Below are 22,111 nucleotides of genomic sequence, written 5' to 3' on the forward strand. Positions count from 1 at the left end.
CGGAGGGGCGCTACCGCATGGAGCCAACCGGCTCGTTGCTCTGTCCGGCCTCGGTGCCGAGCAGCACCCGGGCCTCCGCCTCCGTGGCGACGTCGGGCGGGACGCTCTCGCCCGCGCGCTCGGCCCGGACGGTGCCGTACCAGCCCAGGAGGAACGCCGCCGGTACCGAGACCAACCCCGGTGTCTGCAGCGGGAACCAGTGGAAGTCGGTGTGCGGGAAGAGCGCGAACGCCGAGCCGGAGACGGTCGGCGAGAAGAACTGCAGCCCGAACGCGACAAGCAGCCCGCCGTACACCGTCCACAGCAGCCCGGTGCGGTTGTACCGCTTCCAGAACAGGCTGTAGACCAGCGCCGGCAGCACGGCGGACGCGGCCACCGCAACGGCCAGCGAGGACAGGAACTGGACGTTGTACCCCTGCGCGGCGATCGCCAGCAGGATGCCCACGCCGCCCACCGCCACCACCGACCAGCGGACCGTGCGCACCTCGACGGCCTGCGACATCCGGCCGCGCCGGACCGCGTTGGCGAACAGGTCGTGCGCCAGCCCGGCGGCGGCCGCGAGGGTGATGCCGGCGACCACCGCCAGCACGGTGACGAACACCGCGCAGGCCACGACGGTGAAGAGCGCGCTGCCCGCGGTCGTGGTGATGCCGCCGTGCAGGCCCGCGGCGAGCAGCATCAGGGAGGCCTGGCCGTTCGGGTTGACCGCCGCGATCAGCTGGTCGCCCACGATCGCCGCCGCGCCCAGCCCGAGGAGGACGACGCCCAGCAGGAAGGCGCCGACGATGGCGACCGCGTAACGGGCGGAGCGCCGGGCAGAAGCCCCGGTCGGGGCGGCGCTCACCCGCATGATCATGTGCGGCATGCAGGCCGCACCGAGGACCACGGTGAGCTGGAGACCGATGAAGTTCAGCCGCCCCTCGACCGTGTTGCCGAACTGCAGGCCGGGGTGCAGGTACGCGCCCGGCCGGCCGCTGCCGGCGCCGGCGGCGGTGAGCAGCGCATCGAGGTCCCAGTGGAAGCGGCTGAGCACCGACAGCACCACCGCCACCACCGTGCCGAGGGTCAGCACGACCTTGACGATCTGCATCAGGCCCGTGCCCTTCATGCCGCCGAACAGCGTGTAACAGACCATCAGCACGCCGATCAGCGCGATGCAGAACTGCTGGGCGCCGTCGCTGGTGTAGCCCAGGAGAAGTGCCGTGGCCGAGCCCGCGCCGGAGAGCTGGACGACGAGGAACGGCAGCGAGACCGCGAGCGTCACCACGGCCGCGGCGATCCGCGGCGCGGCGCCGCGGGCGCGCAGTTCCAGGATGTCGCCGAGGGTGTAGCAGCCGGCGTTGCGCATGGGCTGGGCCAGCAGCAGGAGGACGCCCAGGCCGAGCACGGTGCTGAAGGCGAGGGTGAAGCCGTCGTAGCCGGCCAGCGCGACGATGCCGGTGGTGCCGAGCAGAGTGGCGGCGGAGATGTAGTCGCCGGAGAGGGCCAGACCGTTCTGAAAGGGCGTCAGGGAGCGGTTGGCGGTGTAGAAGTCCGAGACCTGGTCGCCTTCGGGGCCGACCAGCACGCACAGCAGCAGGGAACCGCCGACGAAGACCAGGAAGGCGATGAGGACCGCGGGCGTGCCCGCGTCGAGGCTCACGGGGGTCATCGCTGCGCCGCCCGGTGGTCGGTGGCGGGCGGCTGGCCAGCGTACAGGTAGTTGTCCCAGGCCGCGTACTGGCTGCCGTAGCGCGGGTCATGGCCGTCCGCGGTGGCGGCGTGCCGCTCGTCCGGCCCGGCGGACCGGGTCCGCAGGTCGTCGGCGGTCCGGTCGCCCACCCGGTCCGACCGGCGGTCGAACAGGGCGGCCGAGCCCAGCAGCAGGACGCCCTCGATCAGCCCGAGCGCCATGCCCAGGTTGATCCGGCCGATCACCTCGGTGCCGAGCAGACCGCCGGCCGTGCAGGCGAGCAGGAGGGCGGCGGTGAAGAAGAGGCCGTTGGCGACGGCGAAGCCGCGGGCGAGCTGCAGCCTTGTCAGGTGCAGTGCGGCGAGTTCCCTGCGGAGGGTCGTTGAGGGTGGCCCGGACGGCGGCGCGGGGGCGGCCGGCCGCTGGGCATACGGCTGGAAGGGGGATGACATGAGGGTGTCCTTGCGTCCTTGGCCGGCATGGGTGGGGAGTCAGCCGCCGGTCGAGGGCCGTCAGCCTAGCCACCCTCATGCCCATTGACTAGACATGTGTCCAGTCAATGGATGGTGGTATGTACTTGTTGGTTCGGGGTGATCCGGCCGTGACCAGGCGGCCCGGGGCGGCGCGGCCCGCTTAGGGGTCGACCTCTCGCTTGTCGGGGTGACCCTGCCGCCTGCTGCCCTCCAGGTGTTGCCCCGGGCCGGCGAGTGCGCGCGCGATGATCGAGGCGCTGCCGGTTGCCATGGCGGACCGCGCCGGTGGTCTGCTCAGGACTGGGGCCGCTTACCGTGGTTGGCCGCGTTGTTACGGCGTGACTTCTTCTTACGGCGTCGCTTTGATGACATGTCCTCGCCTCTCTGAACCTCTGTGTTTCGCCCCCAATCCAACGTCCCACATCGGCGTTCCCTCGGCGCGGCGTCGGGCAACGAGCCGGCTCTGACGGAGGGCTCAGCGGCCGTGCGGGGACGCGACCCCGGCGGGCCGGTAGCCACGAGACCGCGCGCCGGTGGGCAGCGGAAGATTTTTTGTCGATCGGTGGTGTCCGCCGGTCACGTTCGTCCGTCGCGGCGGGTCATAGCAGTGACCGCAGTTCGAGGTTCCCGAAAGGACGACTGACCATGGAAGCTGTTTCGACCGCCGCGGAGAAGACGATGACCTCCCGGATGTCCGACCCCGTCGAGCTGATCCCGGAGCTCAAGGAGCTGTCCGGGTGGCTGTTCCGGGCCACTGGCAATCGTTCGGTGCCGCGGACCACGATCGGCCTGGTCCATCTGCGGGCCGGGCAGATCGTCGGGAACACGTACCTGACCGTTCTGCACTCGGGCAACCTGCGCAAGGCCGGGGAGTCGGAGGAGCGGATCGTGGCGGTTGCGTCCTGGAGGGACGCGCCGTACTTCACCGATGCCGAGCGCGCGGCGCTGGCGCTGGTGGAAGCGGTGCTCCAGCCGTCCGCGCACGGCGAGCGGGTCTCCGACGAGCTGTACGCCGAGGTGTCCCGGCACTACGACGCCAAGGCGCTCGCCACGCTGACCGTCGCGATCGGCCAGGTCAACTTCTTCATCCCGCTCGCCCTCATCGGCAAGCCGCTGCCGGGCATGTCGCCCGCCGAGCAGTGGACGTAACAGGGCACCGACCACCACCGCCGACCTGGTACTCGGCCAAGCCCCGCCTCGTCCGCGCGGTTGCCCGCAGATCCAGGACGGTGCGGACCTACTCCGGGTCGGAGGAGTAGCTCCGGAGCACCGGAGTCCGCTGCGGTCCGGTCCCAGGGTGATGCCTTGGGACCGGGACCGGAGGAGCGCCGGCGGTCTACCGTTACCGGCGCTCGGTGCCGGCGGGAACGGCGAGGAAGGCCAGGCCCAGGGCGAGGACGGCCAGCCCGCACCAGGAGGCAGCCGGCAGGCGTTCGCCGAGGACGGTGACGGCCAGGACCGCGGCGACAGCAGGCTCGGCCAGGGTCAGCGTGGTGGCCACCGACGCGGGGGTGTGCCGCAGGCCGTGCCCGAAGAGGCGGTAGGCCAGGTACACGGTGAACAGGGCAAGGTGCAGGGCTACCGCCGCGCCCCGGGTGGTGGCGAGCCACTGCGTGCCGGCGGACAGCACGAGCGGCAGGACCAGCAGCCCGGCGGCGCCGAACATCACGCCCATCACCGCGTCGGAGGAGTGTCCGCACGTGATGAGCTTGCCGCCGATCAGCGAGTAGACGGCGTAGGACAGGCCGGCACATGCGGCGAGCACAATGCCCGTCATGTCCATCGGCGTGGCATGTCCGGTGAGCTCGGGGCCCAGAACCAGCAGGGTGCAGCCCAGCACGGCAGCTGCGGTGGCACCCGTCCAGCGCGCGGCCGGCCGGGCCCGTCCGGTGATCCAGGACAGCAGTCCGGCGAAGACGGGCGCGCTGCCCAGGGCGACAACGGTTGCCACGGCCACACCGGTCCGGGCCACGGCCGGGTAGAAGGTGACCGGGTACCCGGCCACCGCCAGGGCGCCCAGGACGAGCAGCCGCTGCTCGGGCCGTGTGCAAGCGGCGGGCAGGGAGCGGGCACCGCGGGAAGTGAGGAACAGCAGGATGCCGCCGAGGGCGAGACCGGCGCAGCCGATGGCCGCCGCCGGTGCGCCGGCGGGGGCCAGGGAGCCGGCGGTCCCGGTCGTGCCCCACAGCACGGCTGCGATGAGGATGGGTACGGGGCCGCCCAGGAGGCCGGTGCGGGAGGCTTGCGGACCGGCGGCGGCCGGGCGGGCAGGAGCCAAGGGGGAAGTGCGGTTCGGCACAGTCGTGATCTTCCGTCGTCGAATGCGTCAGGGGACCGGATTCGGAACGGGCGCACGACATGAACCCCTGACCGCCCTGCGGGCCGGCCGGGGTCGGGAATCAAACCGTCAGTGTCTGCGCCCGGTCAGGCGCAGAGCGGCGGCAGAACAACGTGCCAGTAGGTGTTCACCCGGCGATCGTACCTGGCGGTCCACGGCCACCGGGTGCTGGACCGGACGGGTCAGCTGCGGCTTCCGCAGAGGGCGAGCAGGCCGGTGACGTGCCCCTGGCGTCATGTATTGCCTCTCGTGTCGTGGGACGAGGGGCCGGGTACGGCGTTCCTCCGGCTGCGGCGGTCGGCTCCCAGACGGGCGTAGTGGTCGAGGAGGGCGGGGCTGTCCACCGCGGCGGGGTTCACCACCTGCTCGGCCGGGGCGCCCTGGAGCAGGCGTTTGACGGGGACTTCGAGTTTCTTGCCGGTGCGGGTGTGCGGGATGGCCGGGACCTGGAGGATGTCGTCGGGGACGTGGCGGGGCGAGACGCCGGTGCGGATGGCCTGGCGGATCCTGTCGCGGAGGGAGTCGTCGAGGGCGACTCCGGGCGCCGGGACGACGAACAGGGGCATCCAGTAGCCGCCGTCGGGTTCTTCCGCGCCGATGACCAGTGCCTCCGTGATTTCAGGGAGCCGTTCGACGACGTCGTGGATGTCGGCGCTGCCCAGGCGTACGCCGTTGCGGTTGAGGGTGGAGTCGGAGCGGCCGTGGACGATCACCGACCCGTGGGAGGTGAGGGTGATCCAGTCGCCGTGTCGCCACACGCCGGGGTAGGTGGCGAAGTAGGCGTCCTGGTAACGGGTTCCGTCGGGGTCGTTCGCGCCGAAGGTGCCGACGAAGAAGAACAGCATCGCGAGCATGGAACCGCTGAATGGGCGCAGCTTGAACTTGTAGTGCTTCGTCAGATCGGGGCTGCGCCTGCCGTCTTCCGCTGGTGCGGTCGACACAGGGCCGCTCGGTCCCGAGACGCGGGGCCGGTGCGACGCACCGCGGCGTGGCCGCGCCCGGCGGCCATTCGGCGGAGCGGCCCCGCGGTGGCGGGCCGCCTTGCCGGGCGGCCCCGACCACGCCCCCTATGTTGGGAGGATGAACAGTCCAGCCGTCCCGCCCCGGGAAGGGGACCTCGGTGGGCCGCCCGCGGGGGAGCGCACGGACTACGCGGGCGCGGTCTACGGCTCCCTGTTGGCCGCCTCGGTGGTGGCGACGGCGGGCGCCGTCGCCGAGTACCCGCGCCTCCAACTCGCCGTCATGCTGATCGTCACCGGCCTGGTGTTCTGGGGCACCCATGTGTACGCGCGGCTCGCCGGCGAGCGGTTGGTCGGACAGCCGATCACCTGGCGGGAAACCCGGAATGTCGCCCGGCACGAGTCGTCCATCGTGGAGGCGGCGGTACTGCCCGCGGCGGCGGTCCTGATCAGTCCGGCCCTGGGGCTGGACCTGGCCGGTACGGCATGGCTGGCGCTGAGCGTCGCCGTGGCCCAGCAGGTCGCCTGGGCGGTCGGGGGAGCGGTCCGGGCCGGCGCGAGCCGCCGCCAGGTGGCGGTCGAGGGGCTGGCCAACCTCGCCCTCGGCCTGGTCATCGTGGCCGCCAAGGCGGCCCTCGGACACTGACAGCTGCTCCCGGCGCCGTCCGCAGCGGCGGCACGGGGCCGCGGTGTCCATGCCCCGCGGATCTGTTGCCCGTCACCGGATCGGTGGCCGTTCACGGTTCCAGCAGCGGGCGGCCGTACGACCTCTTGGGTCCGACTCCCTGGTTCAGCCAACGGTGGTCGTCCGTGGAAGGAGCACCGCCGCGACGAACCCGGCGAGCCCGATGACCGCCAGGGTGATCATCGCGGCGCCGTAGGCAGAGGTGGTGAGGCCGGCGACGAGGATCGTGCCGGCGACCGCCGTGCCCAGGGAGGAGCCGAGGTTGGACACGCTGCGCGAGAGGCCGGAGATCTCGCCCTGCTGCTCCTCGGGGAAGCTCGACTGGACGACGTTCACCGAGGGGGTCAGCATCACGCCGAGCCCGAGCCCGATCAGGAGGAGTCCGGGCGCGAAGGCCCAGGCGCTCGGAAAGCCGCTGACCATGCCGATCAGGATGCCGATGCCGGCGATCGCGACGGCGAAGCCCGTCATGATCAGGGTCCGCTGGGCATGCCGCTTCGCGAGGCGCTCGGCGGCCAGGGACGACGCCAGCAGACCGAGCGTGGCCGCCGTGAAGATCACGCCTGTCCCGATCGCGTCGTACCCGCGCACGACCTGCAGATAGGCCGCCACCGTGAACGACACTCCCATGAGCAGCAGCCACTGGACGTTCTGCGTGACCATCCCGAGGTTGGAGGTGCGGTTGCGGAACATGCTCGTCGACAGCAGTGGCTCCTTGCCGGCCGCTTCCTTGGCGCGTACCGATCGGAAGAACCACACGAGCACGAGTGCGCCGAGAAGGAGCAGGCCGGTCATCAGCCAGAGATTGTTGTCGGCCGCCAGGATTCCCATGACGAGAAGGATGAGGCCGGCGGCCGACAGGATCGCTCCGCCGGTGTCGAAGGAGCGCGTCGGATCCGGGGGAAGGGGGTCCTCGATCCGGCGGCTCAGGATCAGGATGAGCGCGATGACCAGGGCCTGGAACACGAAGGCCGCCCGCCAGCTGAGCACCGAGGTGATGAGCCCGCCGATGAGCGGTCCCGCTGCGGCGCCGATTCCGCCCAGCGCCATGATGGTCCCGAACGCCCGGGCGCGGGAGGTCACGTCGGTGTAGAGGAGTGTGGTGAGGATGTAGACGGGCGGGATGAGCAGCGCCGTGCCGATCCCCTCGAGGATCGAGTTGCCGAGGATGAGTACCCCCAGGCCGGGGGCGGCCGCGCTGAGCAGGGCACCGATGCCGTAGGTGGCGAGACCGAGCAGGAAGCACCGTTTGCGGCCGTAGCGGTCGGTCAGTTTGCCGCCGGGGATCATCAGGGCCGCCATGACCAGCAGGAAGATCGTGATCGCGATCTGCACGCCCTGCACGGTGGTGTCGAGGTCCGTGCTGATGTCATTGATCATGACGTTCATGTTCGAGCCGGCGAAGCTGCAGATGAACTGTGCCAGGGCCAGCGGTGCGAGCACACGACCCACGGCACCCGGCGGCCGTCCCGAGGTATCCGTTCCAGCCACGCCGTCGCCTCCGCTCTCGGCCGTGACAGCGCCTGCGCGGGCCGGCCCGGGAGGGTAGGGGCGCGCCTGCCGACGTGTCTCGGTGCCATATCGTTCCCGGCTCTGCGGCTGCCGCCAACGAACATCCCGCGTGTACCCCCTGCAGGCCAGGAGGCGACGGCACGGGCGAGCGGGTCGTCCTCGCCCTGCTCGCCCGGGCCGACGCCGGATGGTGACCAGGACAGAGTCGTTGCGGTGGACTCCCTCATGCGCGCGCACCGGAACGCGGCCGGGGCTCGCAAACAAGGGCCTCGGCCGACGAACCCGCTCACCATGCCGTTGGAACGCTCCCGCCGCCTACCGACGGCGGGGATGCAGGTGGGCATCCGGCGGCCACTGTGCCCGCTGATCCGAAGCAAAGGCCCTAGTCGTCCGCGGTCCGTGCGGTCGACCACTTGAGCTCGATCTCCAGCTCGATCTCCCCGTCACCGACCTCCACCTCGACCTCGCTGCGAAGGTCGTCGGGAATCCGTAGGCTCAGCACTCCCGGGCCGAGCTCCAGCTCGGCCTCACCACCGTGCCTCAGCGCGGCCGCCAGTGCGGCGAGCTGATCAGCAGCCTCGAGGCGTGACAGCGAACGCTTCTGCTCGAACTTGAGGTCCTTCACGGATGCCCTCCATCCCGTAGGAGCAGCAGATGCCGTCAATCCTGACGCGACGGGCGGCCTCCGACATCCCCCTGACCGGGTGAGCCTGCATGGCTGCCGCGAGTCTTTCGAGGCGCTGCAGCCGAGGTGAATTCGGTTGGTCAGGCCGGGCGGTCGAGGGCGCCGGCGATGAGGGCTTCGAGCTGCTGCGCGACGTGGTCGAGAGGCTGGATGCTGCGCTTGGCGCGGCACACGGCGATGGCGCCCTCGCTGGCCGCCACGACCAGGGCGGCCAGCGCACGGGCCTGCGCGGGGTCCGCGCCGTGCTCGCGCAGGGAGTCTGCGAGCAGGTCCTCCCAGCGGCCGAAGGCCTCGGCGGCGGCGACCAGGGCCTCGGGGGTTTCGCCGGCCGGTGGCTCCTCGATGGCGACGGCGAGCACGGGGCAGCCCGCGCCGAAGTCGCTGTCCACGACGATGCCGCGCCACATCGCGAGGAAGGAGCGCAGCCCGGCGACGGGGCCCGCGCTCAGAGCCTTGCGCAGCGCACGTGAGATCGCGGTGTCCGCGTAGCGCACGGCCTCGGTGGCCAGCTGCTGCTTGCCGTGGGGGAAGTAGTGATAGGTCGAGCCGAGCGGCGCCTTGGCGTGCTTGGCCAGTTCCCGGACGCTGGTCGCGTTCAGGCCCGCGCCTGCTGATCATGTTGGCCGCGCCGGGGCGCTCAGCGATCGCCGCAAGGCCGGGCTGGTGGGCGATGCCACCGCCGCCGTCCTCGACGCGGCCGGACTGCCCGCAGCCGAGGCACACCGGGTGTGGGTGCTGATCCACGAGCAGCCGGACGGTACCTGGGGCGCGGGCGGCACGGTGGTCCGCTACGCCGACCTGGTCGCCGCCGCCAAGGGCGGGCGCGAGCAGCAGGAGCAGGCCGATGCGTGAACTCACCTACGTCGCCCGGCGAACGGTCGAGTGGCGCGAGGCCCCGGACCCGAAGCCGCAGGCCGACACCGACGCCGTCGTCGCCCCCCGTCGCGGCCACCACCTGCGATGTGGACTCGATGATCCTGGCCGGCCACGGCTTCATTGAGCCGCCGTTCGCCATCGGCCACGAGTGCGTCGCCCGGGTCGTCGAGGTGGGTGACGCCATCACCCACGTCAGTCCCGGCGATCTGGTCGTGGTCCCGTGGGCGATCTCCTGCGGGCGGTGCGACCGCTGCCGGGCCGGGCTGCAGGCGCACTGCACCTCCGTCCCCTACATGGCCATGTACGGGGCACCGCTCGGCGGCAGCTGGGGCGGCATGTTCTCCGACCTGGTCCGCGTCCCCTTCGCCGACGCCATGCTGGTCCGGCTTCCGGCCGGCCTGGACCCGGTCGCCATGGCCTCGGCCAGCGACAACTGGCCGCTGGCCTGGCGCCTGACCGCCCCGCACCTGACGGCCCGTCCGGGCGCCCGCGTCCTGGTCGTCGCCCGCGGCAGCATCGGCCTGTACGTGTGCGACATCGCCCGCGCCCTCGGTGCCGGCGACGTCCTCTACATCGACCCCGATCCCGCCCACCGGAAGATCGCCGAGAGCTACGGCGCCCGCACCGCCGAGACCCTCGAACCCGTCCCGGGCAGCTTCGACCTCGCCGTGGAGGCCACCGGCCGCGTCGACCAACTCGCCCTCGCCCTCAAGAGCCTGCCTTCACGTCTCGGACGTCGTGCGCACGGGTTTGTCGTCCGACCCGCGGTGTACGGTCCACGGCCTCCCGGGCGATCCGGCGCGGGCACCACCGGCTGTGACCATTAGGACGGCTGTCTATCCGTGATCTGAACCTGGCCGACAGTGCCGACCGAGGCGGTTTCGGGTTTCGTGTAGAGGATGTCGCGGGCCTGCTCCGCGGCGCGGACCATGTTCTCGGCGACGAAGTCGACGAAGCGGGCGATGTTCTCGAGGCGGGCGGCGGCCGGGGTGTCGGAGCCGAGGATGCCGATGCCCTGCCGCGCGGTCTCGGCGAGCTGGGCGTTGGACCGGGCGGCGGCCATCATGCCCTGGTAAAAGACGTCGGTGTCGACGATGTAGAGCTCGCGGCGGCGTTCGTCGCGTTCCCGGCGGATGAGGCCCTGGCTCGCGAGGAACGTGACCGCCTTGGAGACGGACGCCGGGCTCACCTGCAGGCGCTGGACGAGTTCGGACGCGGTGAGGCTGCCCGCGTCGGTGGTGTAGAGGCAGGTGAGCACCCGGGACATCATCTTGGGCAGGCCCTGTTGCATAAGGAGGGCGGTGAACATCTCCTCGTACTCACGCACGGCCTCGGCGTTGCGCCCGTGGGCCTGCGGGGGAGCCTCCGCACCCCGGGGCGCGGCCTGCCTGCGCCGGTGGGCGCGGCGCTCGGTGGCGTGGTGGGCCAGGTCGGCGCGGTAGGCGGTGGGGCCGCCGTTGCGCATCACCTCACGCGTGATGGTCGAGGTCGGACGGTCGAGGCGTCTGGCGATCTCCGCGTAGGCGAGGCCGTCGGCCAGCCCCAGCGCGATCTGCTGGCGTTCCTGCTGGGTGAGCCTGCCTCCCGGCATCGCGGTCTCCTTCGTTCTCCTTGGTGCCTCCAGTATAGCGTTCACTCCCATTCCATTGCAACGAGTCTGGTGGCTGACGTTGCGTTACTTCATCAACCATTGCAACAATTTCCCGCCTCTCACCTGCGGTGATGGCAATTTCGCGCAACGAAGCCGTTGAAGGATTCTTGAACGCAACGTAGCGTTTCCTGCATCGCAAACGACGAGTCGCAGGAGCGCACGATGCAGAAGTTCGACACCCCCGCCCCGATCACCGCCGTCCTGGACATCCCCGCCGGACGCATCCGGTTCATCGCCGCCGACCGGACCGACACCACCGTCGAGGTCCTGCCCGCCGACGCCTCCAAGGGCCGCGACGTGAAAACCGCCGAGCAGACCACCGTCGAATACGCCGACGGCGTCCTGCGGATCGGGACCGCACCGGCCAAGAACCGGATCCTCGGCCACTGGGGATCCATCGAGGTGACCGTCCAGCTGCCCGCCGGCTCCCGCCTCGAGGGCAAGGCGGCCAGCGCCGAACTCCGGGCCGTCGGACGGCTCGGCGACGTCACCTTCGAGGGCGCGCAGGGCGTGGTCAAGCTCGACGAGACCGCGAGCGCCCGCCTCACCGTCCACGCCGGCGACGTCACGGTCGGCCGCCTGGGCGGCCCCGCCGAGATCACCACCCACAAGGGCGACATCAACATCGCCGAGGCCCAGCGCGGCACGGTCGTGCTGCGCACCGAGTCCGGCGACATCTCGGTCGCCGCCGCCCCCGCAGTCTCCGCCTCCCTGGACGCCGGCACCGGCTACGGCCGGATCCACAACACGCTCCTGAACACCGCCGGCGCCACCGCCGGCCTCAACATCCGCGCGACCACCGCCCACGGCGACATCACCGCCCGCAGCCTCTAAAAGGAGCACCCCTCATGACCAACCTGGCCATCGCGGCGAACGGGCTGCGCAAGTCCTACGGCGACAAGACCGTCCTCGACGGCGTCGACCTGACCGTCCCCACCGGCACCATCTTCGCCCTGCTCGGCCCGAACGGCGCCGGCAAGACCACCGCCGTCAAGATCCTCTCCACCCTGATCACCGCCGACTCCGGCTCCGGCGAGATCCGCGTCGGCGGCCACGACCTCGCCGCCGACCCCCAGGCGGTCCGCGCCACGATCGGCGTCACCGGACAGTTCTCCGCCGTCGACGGCCTGATCACCGGCGAGGAGAACATGCTCCTCATGGCGGACCTGCACCACCTCTCGCGCGGCGAGGGCCGGCGCACCGCCGCCGAACTGCTGGAGCGCTTCGACCTCACCGAGGCCGCGAAGAAGCCCGCCTCCACCTACTCCGGCGGCATGAAACGCCGCCTGGACATCGCCATGACCCTGGTCGGCAACCCGCGGATCATCTTCCTCGACGAGCCCACCACCGGCCTCGACCCGCGCTCCCGCCACACCATGTGGCAGATCATCCGCGAACTCGTCACGGGCGGCGTCACCGTCTTCCTCACCACCCAGTACCTGGAGGAGGCCGACCAGCTCGCTGACCGCATCGCCGTACTCAACGACGGCAAGACCGCCGCCCAGGGCACCGCCGAGGAGCTCAAGCGGCTCATCCCCGGAGGCCACGTCCGGCTCCGCTTTGAGGACCCGCAAGCGTACGAGGCGGCCGCCCGCGCCCTGCGCGAGGTCACCCGCGACCACGAGGCCCTCGCGCTGCAGATCCCCTCGGGCGGCAGCCAACGCGAGCTGCGCTCCATCCTCGACCACCTGGACTCCGCCGGCATCGAGGCCGACGAGCTGACCGTACACACCCCCGACCTCGACGACGTGTTCTTCGCCCTGACCGGCGGCGCCGGCATCCCCAACCAGCCCAAGGAGACCGTCCGATGAGCTCCCTCTCCCTCGCCCTGCGCGACTCGTCCACGATGCTGCGCCGCAACCTCCTGCACGCCCGGCGCTACCCCTCCCTCACCCTGAACCTGCTGCTCACCCCGGTCATGCTCCTGCTGCTCTTCGTCTACATCTTCGGCGACGTGATGAGCGCGGGCATCGGCGGCGGTGGCGCCGACCGCTCCGACTACATCGCCTACCTCGTCCCGGGCATCCTGATGATGACCGTCGGCGGCACCGTGATCGGCACCGCCGTGTCGGTCGCCACCGACATGACCGAGGGCATCATCGCCCGCTTCCGCACGATGGCGATCCACCGCGGCTCCGTGCTCATCGGACACGTCGTCGGCAGCGTGCTGCAGTGCATCACCAGCGTGGTCCTCGTCGGCGCCGTCGCCGTGGCCATCGGCTTCCGCTCCACCGACGCCACGCCCCTGGAGTGGATCGCGGCGTTCGGGCTGCTCACACTGTTCGCCCTGGCGCTCACCTGGATCGCGGTCGGCATGGGCATGGCCAGCCCGAACGCCGAGGCCGCCGGCAACAGCGCGCAGCCGCTGATCCTGCTGCCGCTCATCTCCAGCGCCTTCATCCCGGCCGACACGATGCCGGGCTGGTTCCAGCCCATCGCCGAGTACCAGCCCTTCACGCCCGCCATCGAGACCCTGCGCGGCCTGCTGCTCGGCACCGAGATCGGCCACAACGGGTGGCTCGCCATCGCCTGGTGCCTGGCACTGACCGTCCTCGGCTACTTCTGGTCGAAGTCGGTGTTCAACCGCGACCCGAAGTAACCGACATGAGCACGCGGGCCGCCTCCCGCAACTCGTCCCACCCCAGGACGGCGTACACCGACACCGCGTCGGCGCACGCCGCCCTGTCGGCGTTCTCAGCTCCAGGTGGGTCCGGTCCGCGGACATCGTCGGCGAGAACTCCCATAGCACGCCGAGCCGTTCAGCCAGCGCGAGCAACCGCACTGCGGAACGGTCGCCGCCGGCAAAGGCCCGCCACGGCGAGCCCGTGCAGGGCGGTGCCGTACGCCGAGAGCGGGCCGGAAGGGGCGTCCGGCCGGCCAGTGCCTGCACCCGGCGCCGCAGCTCCCCGAACCAGGGCATCTGCGATCGTCGGCCCCGGCAAAACCCTCAGACAGCAGCCAAGGCCATGGCCTCCACACCACCCAGCCACTGGGATCGCAAGCAGGCACTTGAGATGCCGACGCGGTCAGAAGCCTTCGGGGAACCTGCTGGGCTCTCCCGTGGCCGGGTCGAGGCCGGCCCTCCATCGGTTCTCCTGCACCTGCCAGTGCACGTAGCTCGGTGCTGGGTTCAGCAGCAACGGGCGCCCGATACTGAGCGGCCATTGCTCCCAGGTCGTCGAGTCCTCACAGAGCAGTCGGCGGAGGAACTCGGCCATGCCGAACGGGTGGACCGTGAACATCGGTCGGGTGTGACGGCCGATGACCAGCACCGGCCAGCGGTCGGGATCGTCATCTGCGGTCAACCAGCAGAGCAGGTCGGGACCGGACGTCACGCCCCATGCCAGGATGTGGTTCGGGTCGACATCGAGGACATCTCGGCCGCCCACCATCTCCCAGACGTGGCGAGCGTCTGCCGTCACATCAGCCATCGATGCGACCAGGGTGGTCCCGACGGGCGCGGGGGCGAGGATGTCTGCCTCGTCGCTGATCGAACCGTTGCCGTACGCCGCCATGAAGGCCCGATAGTCCTCGGGGAAGGTGACACCCCAGCTCACCCGGGCGGCAGCCCAATCGGCACGCTCATCCGCACCGTTCTCCGGCGGCATGGCCTGGGTGAGTCTCTCGATGTCACGGTGCACAACGTTGCCCTTCGTCTCGTTTCGCCGACAACCTAGCCGAGCCGAAGGACACCCATCCGCTCATTTGGATCTTGGACGGACGTTGAACGACAAGCTGAAGACGATCTTGCGGGATCGGGCGACGTGGAAGTACTGCCGCAGATCGGTCAGGGGCTGTTCGGGCGATCACGACGTGGCTTCAGTGCCGTCGCTACTACGATCTCCGCGGAGGAAGGGCCGAAGGCCGGCAGCTCGCCGGCGGGCTGGTTCACGCAGGGGTGCGGCGGGGGAAGAAGCTCGGGGCGCCGGGCGATGTCAGGGGGCGCCGATGACGTTCGGGTATTCGGACGAGTGGTGGGTGCTGCTGGACGGCCAACCCTCACGGGCGGCCGGCGGCGCGGAGCTGCGTGCCCTGGTCGGTCGGGCCGAGGTAGGCGGTGCGGCCGGTGCGGCGGGCGCTCGTCGCGGCGTGCAGGACCTGCGCGCGGCGTTCGTCGGCGATGGCGGCCCATTCCTTGACGCTCTTGAAGGCGAACGCGGTGTGCTCGGCCGGGTCCAGGGTGATGCCGCTGATCTCCTGGTCGGTGAGAATGCCGCCGTCAAAGAACGCGCCGACTTTCCACGGCCAGGGCGGCTGGGGAGCGGTGAAGGACAGCACGAGGAGTTGTGGTGTGTGCTGGTCGACGCTGGCGGGCAGGAAGCCGAGCTCCTCGATCGTCTCGCGGCGGGCGCATCCGAGGAGGTCCTCGTCCGGGTCGAGGAGACCGCCCGGGAGGTTGAGCGTGGCGCGGTCGTAGGCGGAGTGGAGTGCCAGTACCCGGTCGTCGCTGTCCCTGAAGACGAAGGCGGCGTAGGCGATACCGTGCGGCAGAGTGGGTACGAACTGCTCGGGCGGGAGCCACCCTTGTCGGGTCTGGTCGGCCATGTCCAGACCGTACCGCCGACCCGTGCCCGCTCCACGGTGTTTCGCCGGTGGGCGCGGTGGTGTCGGCCGGCCGTTCCTGGAGCCGGTCGGCGGCGGCCCGCCGGGACGGCGGCATCCTTGGCCGTCTCCTTCGCCCGGCTCGGTGGCGCCGCGGGCGGCCCGCCCTCACGCTCCCGCCAACGGGCCGTCAGGCCCGCCCCCACGGCAGGCCCGGCGCCGTGCCACGCTGCCGGTTCGCCCCTGCTGGGGCTGGCTGCGGGCGTCCCTCCCAGGAGTCGGCTCGGGCCGGTCGTACCGTCAGAGGCGGGGGAGCGGGTGCTATCGCTCTGCATCTTGTATGCCCGGCCGCTTCCTTTGTGCGGCCGGGCCGGGCTGCGCCCGCTCTGCCCGTGGCCTCGCTGCTCCCGGCCATCGTTCCGTCTCGCTCCCGGCTTCTGGCCCTCGTCCGTGTCGCGCCTGCCGGCGCTGGGGACCGCGGTGGGCGGGGCCAGCCCAAGGTAGGGGCGGTGCGGCGTGGCGAAGAGTCAGGTGAGTGCTGCGGCCAGCAGCGTGGCGGTCTTGGCGACCAGCGGCTCGTCCCTGGGGCCGGTGGAGGCGAGTGTGGTCGTCAGGACGGTCATCGCGATCGGTGGCCCGTCCGGGGGCCACACGACGCCCACGTCGTTTGCCACGCCGTAACTGTCCCCGCCGCCGGTCTTGTCCGCCAGGGTCCAGTCCACGGGAAGGCCGGCACGGAATCGCCCGCGGTTGGTGGTGTTGGCGATCAGCCAACCGGTCAGCTGCTCCCGATCGCGGGGCGGGAGGACGTCACCGAGCAGGAGGCGGGCGTATGTCGTTCCGATGGCACGGGGGCTGGTCGTGTCGCTGATCCGCCAGGGTTCCGCCGAGTTCAGGAGGGGTTCCCACCGGTCGAGCCGGGTTGTCCAATCCTTGATCGAGCGGCAGAAGCGTGTGATGGCGGTGGGTCCGCCCAGTTCGCGGAGAAGGATGTTTCCTGCGGCGTTGTCGCTGTCGCTCACGGCAGCGGCGCACAGCTGCGCGACGGTCATGCCGTTGGCGAGATTGTCCGCCTTACCGGTGATCGGGCCGTAGCCCGAGTCGGTGACGTCCTTCTGCGTGTAGTGGATCCGCCTGGCCAGGAACTCGCCGTCCTGGTCGAGGTCGCGCAGAACGGCCGCAGCGGCAAGGGTCTTGAACACCGAACAGATCGGGAAGAGCTCGTCCGCGCGGTACAGCACCGTTGTGCCCGTGGCCATGTTGCGGGCGAACACGCCCAGGCGGGCGGAGTGATCCCGCTCGAGCTTTTTCAGCTGCCGGTACAGCGTCTGCCCACCGGGCGCTGATGCGTATGCCCTCCCGCCCTCAGCCAAGCCGGCACCAAGTACGGCCCCGGTGCCGAGCGTCAGTACCGTGCGGCGGGACGGACGTGCTCCTGCGGTTTCCAAGATCGTCTCCGTTCTTCTGCAGTCAAACCATCGATCAACACGCGGGGCGTGGACGAACGGTTCCACCCAGGGGAGTCTTCCGGGCGCGGCGGCCGTGGCTGACGCCCCGTTCGGCTGTGCCCGTCAGCGCGAGTTTCGTGTGGGTGCCACGCCCGACGGCTGAGCAGGAGGTCGGCTGGCATCCCGTGCGCCTCGATGCCGAGGTCGGCCTGGGGCGCAGATCGTGGGTCCGTCACGGACGGTTCCGATCGGATACCCCCGCGGCGGGTCAGGAGCCGAGGGGTGTCCGGGAGGGTCCCAGGATACGGGGGCGGGTGGGGGCCGTGGTTCGGCTGGTTGTTCATCCTCGGTTCTCTGCACGCTTGTTGTATCCGGGGAATTGAGTTGACGGTCGATGTCCCGGAGCGTTTGTGTTGCTGTCGGCTGGGTGCGCTGGGTGCGCTGGGTGCGCTGGGCCGGTGTCCAGGCTGTTGTGTTGTGCGTGTCGGGTGGTGATTTTGCCCGGTGGGGGGTGGGTGCTCGTGCGTGCCGGCAGGATGCATGCCGATGAGGCGGACATCGATGTAGCTGTTGTACGTGGGCTGATCGCTGCGCAGTTTCCGCAGTGGGCGGATCTCTCCGTGGAGCCGGTGGACACGGTCGGGACGGACAACGCCGTGTACCGGCTGGGCGGGGAGTTGGCTGTACGGCTTCCCCGTATCGAGGGGGCTGTCGGGAGCGTGGAGCGCGAACAGCAGTGGCTGCCGCTGCTTGCGCCGCAGCTTCCGGTCGCCGTTCCCGCCCCGCGCGGGTTGGGAGGGCCCGCTGGGGGCTATCCCTGGAGTTGGTCCGTCTATCGCTGGTTGGACGGCGAGAACCCGTCGGTCAACCGTGTCGCCGAACCGGGTCTGCTCGCCGAGGATCTGGCGGAGTTCATCAGGGCGTTGCGCCGGATCGATCCCTCGGGCGGGCCGTCTGCGGGTCGCGGTGTGCCTTTGGCGGCGCGGGACGCCGCGACGCGCGCCGCGATCGTGGAGCTACGGGGAATCATCGACACTGACGCGGCGGGCGCGGCATGGGAGGAAGCCCTGCGAATCCCCGAGAGGTCCGGCCCGCCGGCTTGGTTTCACGGGGACCTGTCGCCTGGAAATGTGCTGATCACCCGTGGACGGCTCAGCGCTGTCATCGACTTCGGGTGCATGGGTGTGGGCGACCCCACCGTCGACCTGATCATCGCGTGGAACCTGCTGCCCGCAGACGCGCGTGGCGTCTTCCGCGCCGCCTTGCAGGCCGATGACGCGACCTGGGCGCGGGGCCGTGGCTGGGCGTTGTCGATTGCGCTCATCCAACTGCCGTACTACCGAGACACGAACCCGGTGCTCGCGGCCAACGCACGGCATGTCATTCGTGAGGTTCTCGCCGATCACGAGCACGCCTCATGACACCGGCCCCGGACGGGGCCTGTTGGATCGGCGGGCCCTGTCCGGTGGCAGCTCATCCGGCCGCGGGTTCAGGAGGTGCGAGGTGCGTGGGTCGCGTTCGACGGCTGGTTTTTCACCGCGTTCCCACGTCGCGATCGACGACGTTCGAGCCGGCCTTGCTGGAGAGGGTGAGAACTTCTCGTTCCGCGGCTGCATGTAGGCCCGTGGGAGATCCTCCTGGGCCGACGAAACCGCCGTACATGGCGTGTCGCCGCCTCGCGAAGGGCTTGTCCGTCCACAGCGGACGACAAAGGCAAGGAGAGTACCCACCCCTTGCCACTCTCAACTTATAGCGCACCAGGGGGCTTGCGGCAAGACCCGGGTCGTGCCGCAGAATCGCTCGCCGAGGCCAGAACCTGCGGGAATGGGAGATTCACCAAGTGCGTGTGTTGTTGTCGATTGATGGGTCGTGCGGTGACGTCGAGCCGGTGGTGGGACTCGCGCTGCGGTTGCGGGCACTCGGCGCCGAGGCGCGGGTGTGCATGCCGCCGGACTTCGCGGGCGCGACCTCGGATCGGAGCTGATGACATGAACCCCCTGATCACCAGCGCGTTCGACCTTCCCGACCGTCTCTCCCCGAAGGCCGACCCGACGCTGATCGCCGGCGACGAGCAGCACTTCGCGGCCATCGCGGAGAGCCTCGAGCAGGCGATCGCCGAACTGTCCGACCGTCTCGATGCCGAGCGCAGGGCGCCCGGCGGCAGCGGCCGGGAGGCGATGGACCGGGACGTGGAGATCCACCGGCTGACCGGTCGCCTGCGCGCCTTGCGTCGCTTCGGTTGGGACCTGTGCCTCGGACACATCGTCAGCGCGGACAACCCCGAGCCCGTGTACATCGGACGACTTGGCCTCACCGACAGCGCGGGTCGTCGGCTGCTGCTCGACTGGCGCACCCCCGCGGCTGAGCCGTTCTTCGCCGCGACCCACGCCAACCCGATGGGTCTGGCAAGCCGCCGCAGGTATCGCTGGACCCGCGGCCGGATCAGCGACTACTGGGACGAGGTGTTCAACGCCGACGGGCTTGAAGGGCACGCCGCGCTCGACGACCAGTCCGCCTTCATCGCCAGCCTGGGCAGCAACCGGTCGGCCCGGATGCGAGACGTGCTCGCCACCATCCAGGCCGACCAGGACGCCATCATCCGGGCGGGATCCCGCGGCGCTCTCGTCGTCGACGGCGGTCCCGGTACGGGGAAGACCGTCGTCGCTCTGCACCGCTCCGCGTACCTCCTCTACTCCGACCCTCGCCTCGGTCACCGTCGGGGCGGCGTGCTGTTCGTCGGTCCGCACCAGCCCTACCTGGTCTACGTCGCCGACGTCCTCCCCAGCCTCGGCGAGGAGGGCGTGCGGACCTGCACCCTGCGGAACCTCGTCGCCGAGGGAGCCGGAGCGGCGATCGAGACCGACCCGGACGTGGCGCGCCTGAAGTCGTCCGCGAACATGGTCAAGGCGATCGAGAGGGCCGTCAGTATCTACGAGGAGCCGCCCGCCGAGGGGATGACGGTCACGACCCACTGGTCCGACATCTGGCTGAGCGCCGAGGATTGGGCCGAGGCGTTCGAAGCACCGGAGCCGGGTACTCCGCACAACGAGGCGCGCGACCAGATCTGGGAGGAGCTGGTCACGATCCTGATGGACAAGCACGACGACGAGGACGTCCCGCCCGACCTGTTCCGGAGGTCGCTGCTGCAGGACCGAGAGCTGGTCGGGACCCTGAACCGTGCGTGGCCGCTGCTCGAAGCGGCTGACCTCGTCGGAGACCTGTGGACGGTACCCGCCTACCTGCGGATGTGCGCTCCCTGGCTGAGCCCCGATGACGTTCGGAAGCTGCGGCGCGAGGACGCCCAGGCCTGGACGGTGTCCGACCTTCCGCTCCTGGACGCAGCCCGGCAGCGGCTCGGCGACCCCGAGGCGTCACGACGCAGCCACCGGCAGCGTGCCGCCGTGGCCGCCCAACGGGAGGAGATGTCGCGCGTGATCGACCACCTGATCGAGACCGACGACTCCGAGATGCAGGTGATGTCGATGCTGCGCGGGCAGGACCTGCAGGACAGCCTGGTGGACGAGACCGCACTGGCCGGCACCGACCCGGACGTGCTCGCCGGTCCGTTCGCGCACATCGTCGTGGACGAGGCTCAGGAACTGACCGACGCAGAGTGGCAGATGCTGCTGCTCCGCTGCCCGTCCCGGAGCTTCACCATCGTGGGGGACCGGGCCCAGGCCAGGCACGGGTTCACGGAGTCGTGGCAGGAACGGCTCGAGCGGATCGGGCTCGACCGGATCGACGTGGCCTCCCTGAGCGTCAACTACCGGACGCCGGAAGAGGTCATGGCGGAAGCCGAGCCGGTCATCCGAGCCGTGCTCCCGGACGCCAATGTGCCGACCTCCATCCGCAGCAGCGGCATCCCCGTCGTGCACGGTTCTGTTTCGGATCTGGACTCGATCCTCGACACCTGGCTCGCTGCGCACGCCAACGGGATCGCCTGCGTCATCGGCGCTGGTGGGATCGGCGATGGCACGTTCCGGGCGACGTCCCGCGTCCGATCGCTGACCCCGGAGCTGTCGAAGGGGCTCGAGTTCGACCTGGTCGTCCTCATCGACCCAGAGGCGTTCGGCAACGGCATCGAAGGAGCGGTCGACCGCTATGTCGCGATGACCCGAGCGACCCAGCAACTCGTCATCCTCACGAGCTCCTGACGTCGGGCAGGGCAACGTGATCGCCCCCGGCGATCACGAGGACCGCCACCGAAGGAGTCTGCCCGGGCTTCGCGGTCCGCGGGCCGGGCTGAGTCAGGCACCGACGACGATCCCGGTGAGGGGGAGGTCGACGACAGGGCCGAGCGGGAGCAGGCTCTCGGGCGTTGCGGCGCGGTAGGCGAGGATCAAGCACAGCGGCGGCCGGTCCAGCGGGTCGCGGATGCGGCCCGCCGCGTGGGTCAACAGCCGCTCGCGCTCGTCGGCGTCGGCGTCGGCGGCGCGGATGGTCAGTGGTGCGAAGCCTTCGTGCAGGTTCATGGCGGCCACGCCGTCGAACCAGAGGTCGATCGTCTCCTCACCTTCGTGCCAGGCGGCGCTTCGCAGGAGCAAACGTCATGTGGCTGACGGTGTAATGCCAGACGCGGAAGCGCCGCTCCACAGTGAAGCTCGTCGGCATGCTGACCGGGGCTTGATCGCTCATCACACCATGATCAAAAGCCCGTACTGCAGGGGCAAGGTGCTGTGGCGCCCACGGCCGCTGCCACGGCGGACGGACCGGCGCCGGCAGGCAACCTCCGCGGCGGCCGCCTACAGCACGGTGATGGCGAACACCCACAGGTGCGCCGGTACCGGCAGGATCGCGTAGTGCACGATCGCCCCGGTGGTAGTGACGACCCGCACCGAGTCGTCCAGCTCGTACCGGTCGGCTTGCGGCCACGACCACGGATCGGCCTGCGCCTGCTCCAGGGCGGCCTGCAGCTCCTTGCGGTCCTCCACAGCGAGGTCGCGCACCACCCGGCCGACCTCGGCGGCGAACCGTGCCTCATGATGCGCGGCACTCACAGGCCGAAGACCTCGCCCATCGACATCGAGCCCACCTCGCTGTGCCCGCCCGCGACCCACTGACGGTGTGCGGCGGCAGCGAGCGCGTCTGCGCGCGCGGCGCGCTCCGCGGGGCTTCCCTCGGCGGCGGCCTGATCGGCGGTCAGGACGCGGGCGACGTAGTCGTTGACGCTCAGACCCGCTTCGGAGGCGGCCGCGCGGACGGCTTTCTCCAGTCGCTCGGGCAGCTCGACAAGGGTAGACATACCACCACGATAGCGAGTCGACACCGCC

General features: G+C 70.6%; 20 protein-coding genes and 4 pseudogenes. 9 read left to right on the forward strand and 15 right to left on the reverse strand.

What is annotated here, in order from left to right; all coding sequences use genetic code 11:
- Positions 1–10 precede the first annotated feature (10 nt).
- From FB465_RS34500 to FB465_RS38045, 3 genes are all read right to left on the reverse strand, one after another.
- Entirely contained in the window at positions 11–1,651 is a 1,641-nt protein-coding gene (locus FB465_RS34500) for a sodium/solute symporter (protein WP_145796912.1), read from the reverse strand.
- On the reverse strand, positions 1,648–2,124 hold the full coding sequence (locus tag FB465_RS34505; protein WP_145796914.1) for a DUF485 domain-containing protein: 477 nt from the start codon (positions 2,122–2,124) through the stop codon (positions 1,648–1,650). The genes FB465_RS34500 and FB465_RS34505 overlap by 4 nt, the downstream gene beginning before the upstream one ends.
- 315 nt (positions 2,125–2,439) lie before the next feature.
- Positions 2,440–2,517, reverse strand: coding sequence for a 50S ribosomal protein bL37 (locus FB465_RS38045; RefSeq protein WP_416529542.1), 78 nt, complete (start codon positions 2,515–2,517; stop codon positions 2,440–2,442).
- A gap of 273 nt (positions 2,518–2,790) precedes the next feature.
- Between FB465_RS38045 and FB465_RS34510 the strand changes: the two genes are divergently transcribed.
- Positions 2,791–3,294: a carboxymuconolactone decarboxylase family protein gene (locus FB465_RS34510; protein WP_145796916.1), complete on the forward strand. Its 504-nt coding sequence runs from the start codon at positions 2,791–2,793 to the stop codon at positions 3,292–3,294.
- Positions 3,295–3,487: 193 nt separating this feature from the next.
- Here the strand turns inward: FB465_RS34510 and FB465_RS34515 are convergent, their stop codons facing one another.
- Complete coding sequence (locus tag FB465_RS34515; RefSeq protein ID WP_170290765.1) at positions 3,488–4,423, reverse strand: DMT family transporter; 936 nt, start codon at positions 4,421–4,423, stop codon at positions 3,488–3,490.
- Between the two features lie 293 nt (positions 4,424–4,716).
- Positions 4,717–5,295, reverse strand: a pseudogene (locus FB465_RS34520) (AMP-binding enzyme); the annotation flags it as partial.
- A 268-nt stretch (positions 5,296–5,563) separates the two neighbouring features.
- Here FB465_RS34520 and FB465_RS34525 point away from each other — a divergent pair.
- Positions 5,564–6,088: a hypothetical protein gene (locus tag FB465_RS34525; RefSeq protein WP_145796919.1), complete on the forward strand. Its 525-nt coding sequence runs from the start codon at positions 5,564–5,566 to the stop codon at positions 6,086–6,088.
- Positions 6,089–6,232: 144 nt separating this feature from the next.
- Here the strand turns inward: FB465_RS34525 and FB465_RS34530 are convergent, their stop codons facing one another.
- From FB465_RS34530 to FB465_RS34540, 3 genes and pseudogenes are all read right to left on the reverse strand, one after another.
- Entirely contained in the window at positions 6,233–7,570 is a 1,338-nt protein-coding gene (locus tag FB465_RS34530; protein WP_145796921.1) for an MFS transporter, read from the reverse strand.
- Between the two features lie 451 nt (positions 7,571–8,021).
- A complete protein-coding gene (locus FB465_RS34535) occupies positions 8,022–8,264 on the reverse strand; it encodes an amphi-Trp domain-containing protein (protein WP_145796923.1) in 243 nt (80 codons plus the stop codon).
- Positions 8,265–8,404: 140 nt separating this feature from the next.
- Positions 8,405–8,942: pseudogene (locus tag FB465_RS34540) on the reverse strand (TetR/AcrR family transcriptional regulator).
- Positions 8,943–8,954: 12 nt separating this feature from the next.
- Here FB465_RS34540 and FB465_RS34545 point away from each other — a divergent pair.
- Together FB465_RS34545 and FB465_RS34550 are read left to right on the forward strand one after the other, a co-directional pair.
- A pseudogene (locus FB465_RS34545) lies at positions 8,955–9,176 on the forward strand (tautomerase family protein); the annotation flags it as partial.
- A pseudogene (locus FB465_RS34550) lies at positions 9,169–9,919 on the forward strand (zinc-dependent alcohol dehydrogenase); the annotation flags it as partial. The pseudogenes FB465_RS34545 and FB465_RS34550, both read left to right, overlap by 8 nt.
- Before the next feature lie 104 nt (positions 9,920–10,023).
- On the opposite strand, the gene FB465_RS34555 reads toward FB465_RS34550, so the two are convergent.
- On the reverse strand, positions 10,024–10,791 hold the full coding sequence (locus FB465_RS34555) for a helix-turn-helix domain-containing protein (RefSeq protein WP_145796925.1): 768 nt from the start codon (positions 10,789–10,791) through the stop codon (positions 10,024–10,026).
- Between the two features lie 222 nt (positions 10,792–11,013).
- Here FB465_RS34555 and FB465_RS34560 point away from each other — a divergent pair, with 222 nt between their 5' ends.
- Genes FB465_RS34560 through FB465_RS34570 form a run of 3 tightly spaced genes read left to right on the forward strand, consistent with a single transcriptional unit; the run spans position 11,014 to position 13,450 of the window.
- A complete protein-coding gene (locus FB465_RS34560) occupies positions 11,014–11,685 on the forward strand; it encodes a DUF4097 family beta strand repeat-containing protein (RefSeq protein WP_145796926.1) in 672 nt (223 codons plus the stop codon).
- A gap of 14 nt (positions 11,686–11,699) precedes the next feature.
- Entirely contained in the window at positions 11,700–12,662 is a 963-nt protein-coding gene (locus FB465_RS34565; protein ID WP_145796927.1) for an ATP-binding cassette domain-containing protein, read from the forward strand.
- The gene (locus tag FB465_RS34570; protein ID WP_145789095.1) at positions 12,659–13,450 is read left to right on the forward strand and encodes an ABC transporter permease; all 792 of its coding nucleotides are present in this window, start codon (positions 12,659–12,661) and stop codon (positions 13,448–13,450) included. The genes FB465_RS34565 and FB465_RS34570 overlap by 4 nt, the downstream gene beginning before the upstream one ends.
- Before the next feature lie 427 nt (positions 13,451–13,877).
- Here FB465_RS34570 and FB465_RS34580 read toward each other — a convergent pair whose 3' ends face one another.
- The 3 genes from FB465_RS34580 to bla form a co-directional block, all read right to left on the reverse strand.
- Entirely contained in the window at positions 13,878–14,459 is a 582-nt protein-coding gene (locus FB465_RS34580) for an SMI1/KNR4 family protein (RefSeq protein WP_145796928.1), read from the reverse strand.
- Positions 14,460–14,850: 391 nt separating this feature from the next.
- Positions 14,851–15,396 (reverse strand): NUDIX domain-containing protein, encoded by a 546-nt coding sequence (locus FB465_RS34585; protein ID WP_145796929.1) that lies wholly within the window; start codon positions 15,394–15,396, stop codon positions 14,851–14,853.
- 524 nt (positions 15,397–15,920) lie between these two features.
- On the reverse strand, positions 15,921–16,841 hold the full coding sequence (gene bla / locus FB465_RS34590) for a class A beta-lactamase (RefSeq protein ID WP_145797774.1): 921 nt from the start codon (positions 16,839–16,841) through the stop codon (positions 15,921–15,923).
- Between the two features lie 536 nt (positions 16,842–17,377).
- Here bla and FB465_RS34595 point away from each other — a divergent pair.
- The gene (locus tag FB465_RS34595) at positions 17,378–18,262 is read left to right on the forward strand and encodes an aminoglycoside phosphotransferase family protein (RefSeq protein WP_145797775.1); all 885 of its coding nucleotides are present in this window, start codon (positions 17,378–17,380) and stop codon (positions 18,260–18,262) included.
- Between the two features lie 567 nt (positions 18,263–18,829).
- The gene (gene helR / locus FB465_RS34605; RefSeq protein WP_145796930.1) at positions 18,830–20,995 is read left to right on the forward strand and encodes an RNA polymerase recycling motor ATPase HelR; all 2,166 of its coding nucleotides are present in this window, start codon (positions 18,830–18,832) and stop codon (positions 20,993–20,995) included.
- A gap of 93 nt (positions 20,996–21,088) precedes the next feature.
- On the opposite strand, the gene FB465_RS34610 is transcribed toward helR, so the two are convergent.
- The 3 genes from FB465_RS34610 to FB465_RS34620 all read right to left on the reverse strand — a co-directional run bounded on the left by FB465_RS34610 (position 21,089) and on the right by FB465_RS34620 (position 22,083).
- Positions 21,089–21,385 (reverse strand): hypothetical protein, encoded by a 297-nt coding sequence (locus FB465_RS34610; protein ID WP_145796931.1) that lies wholly within the window; start codon positions 21,383–21,385, stop codon positions 21,089–21,091.
- 198 nt (positions 21,386–21,583) lie between these two features.
- On the reverse strand, positions 21,584–21,838 hold the full coding sequence (locus tag FB465_RS34615) for a hypothetical protein (RefSeq protein WP_145796932.1): 255 nt from the start codon (positions 21,836–21,838) through the stop codon (positions 21,584–21,586).
- On the reverse strand, positions 21,835–22,083 hold the full coding sequence (locus tag FB465_RS34620; RefSeq protein WP_145796933.1) for a hypothetical protein: 249 nt from the start codon (positions 22,081–22,083) through the stop codon (positions 21,835–21,837). Before FB465_RS34620 ends, FB465_RS34615 begins: the two co-directional genes overlap by 4 nt.
- Between the last annotated feature and the right edge of the window lie 28 nt (positions 22,084–22,111).

Origin of the sequence: Kitasatospora atroaurantiaca (assembly GCF_007828955.1) — a bacterium.
In the GTDB taxonomy this organism is placed as follows: Bacteria; Actinomycetota; Actinomycetes; order Streptomycetales; family Streptomycetaceae; genus Kitasatospora; species Kitasatospora atroaurantiaca.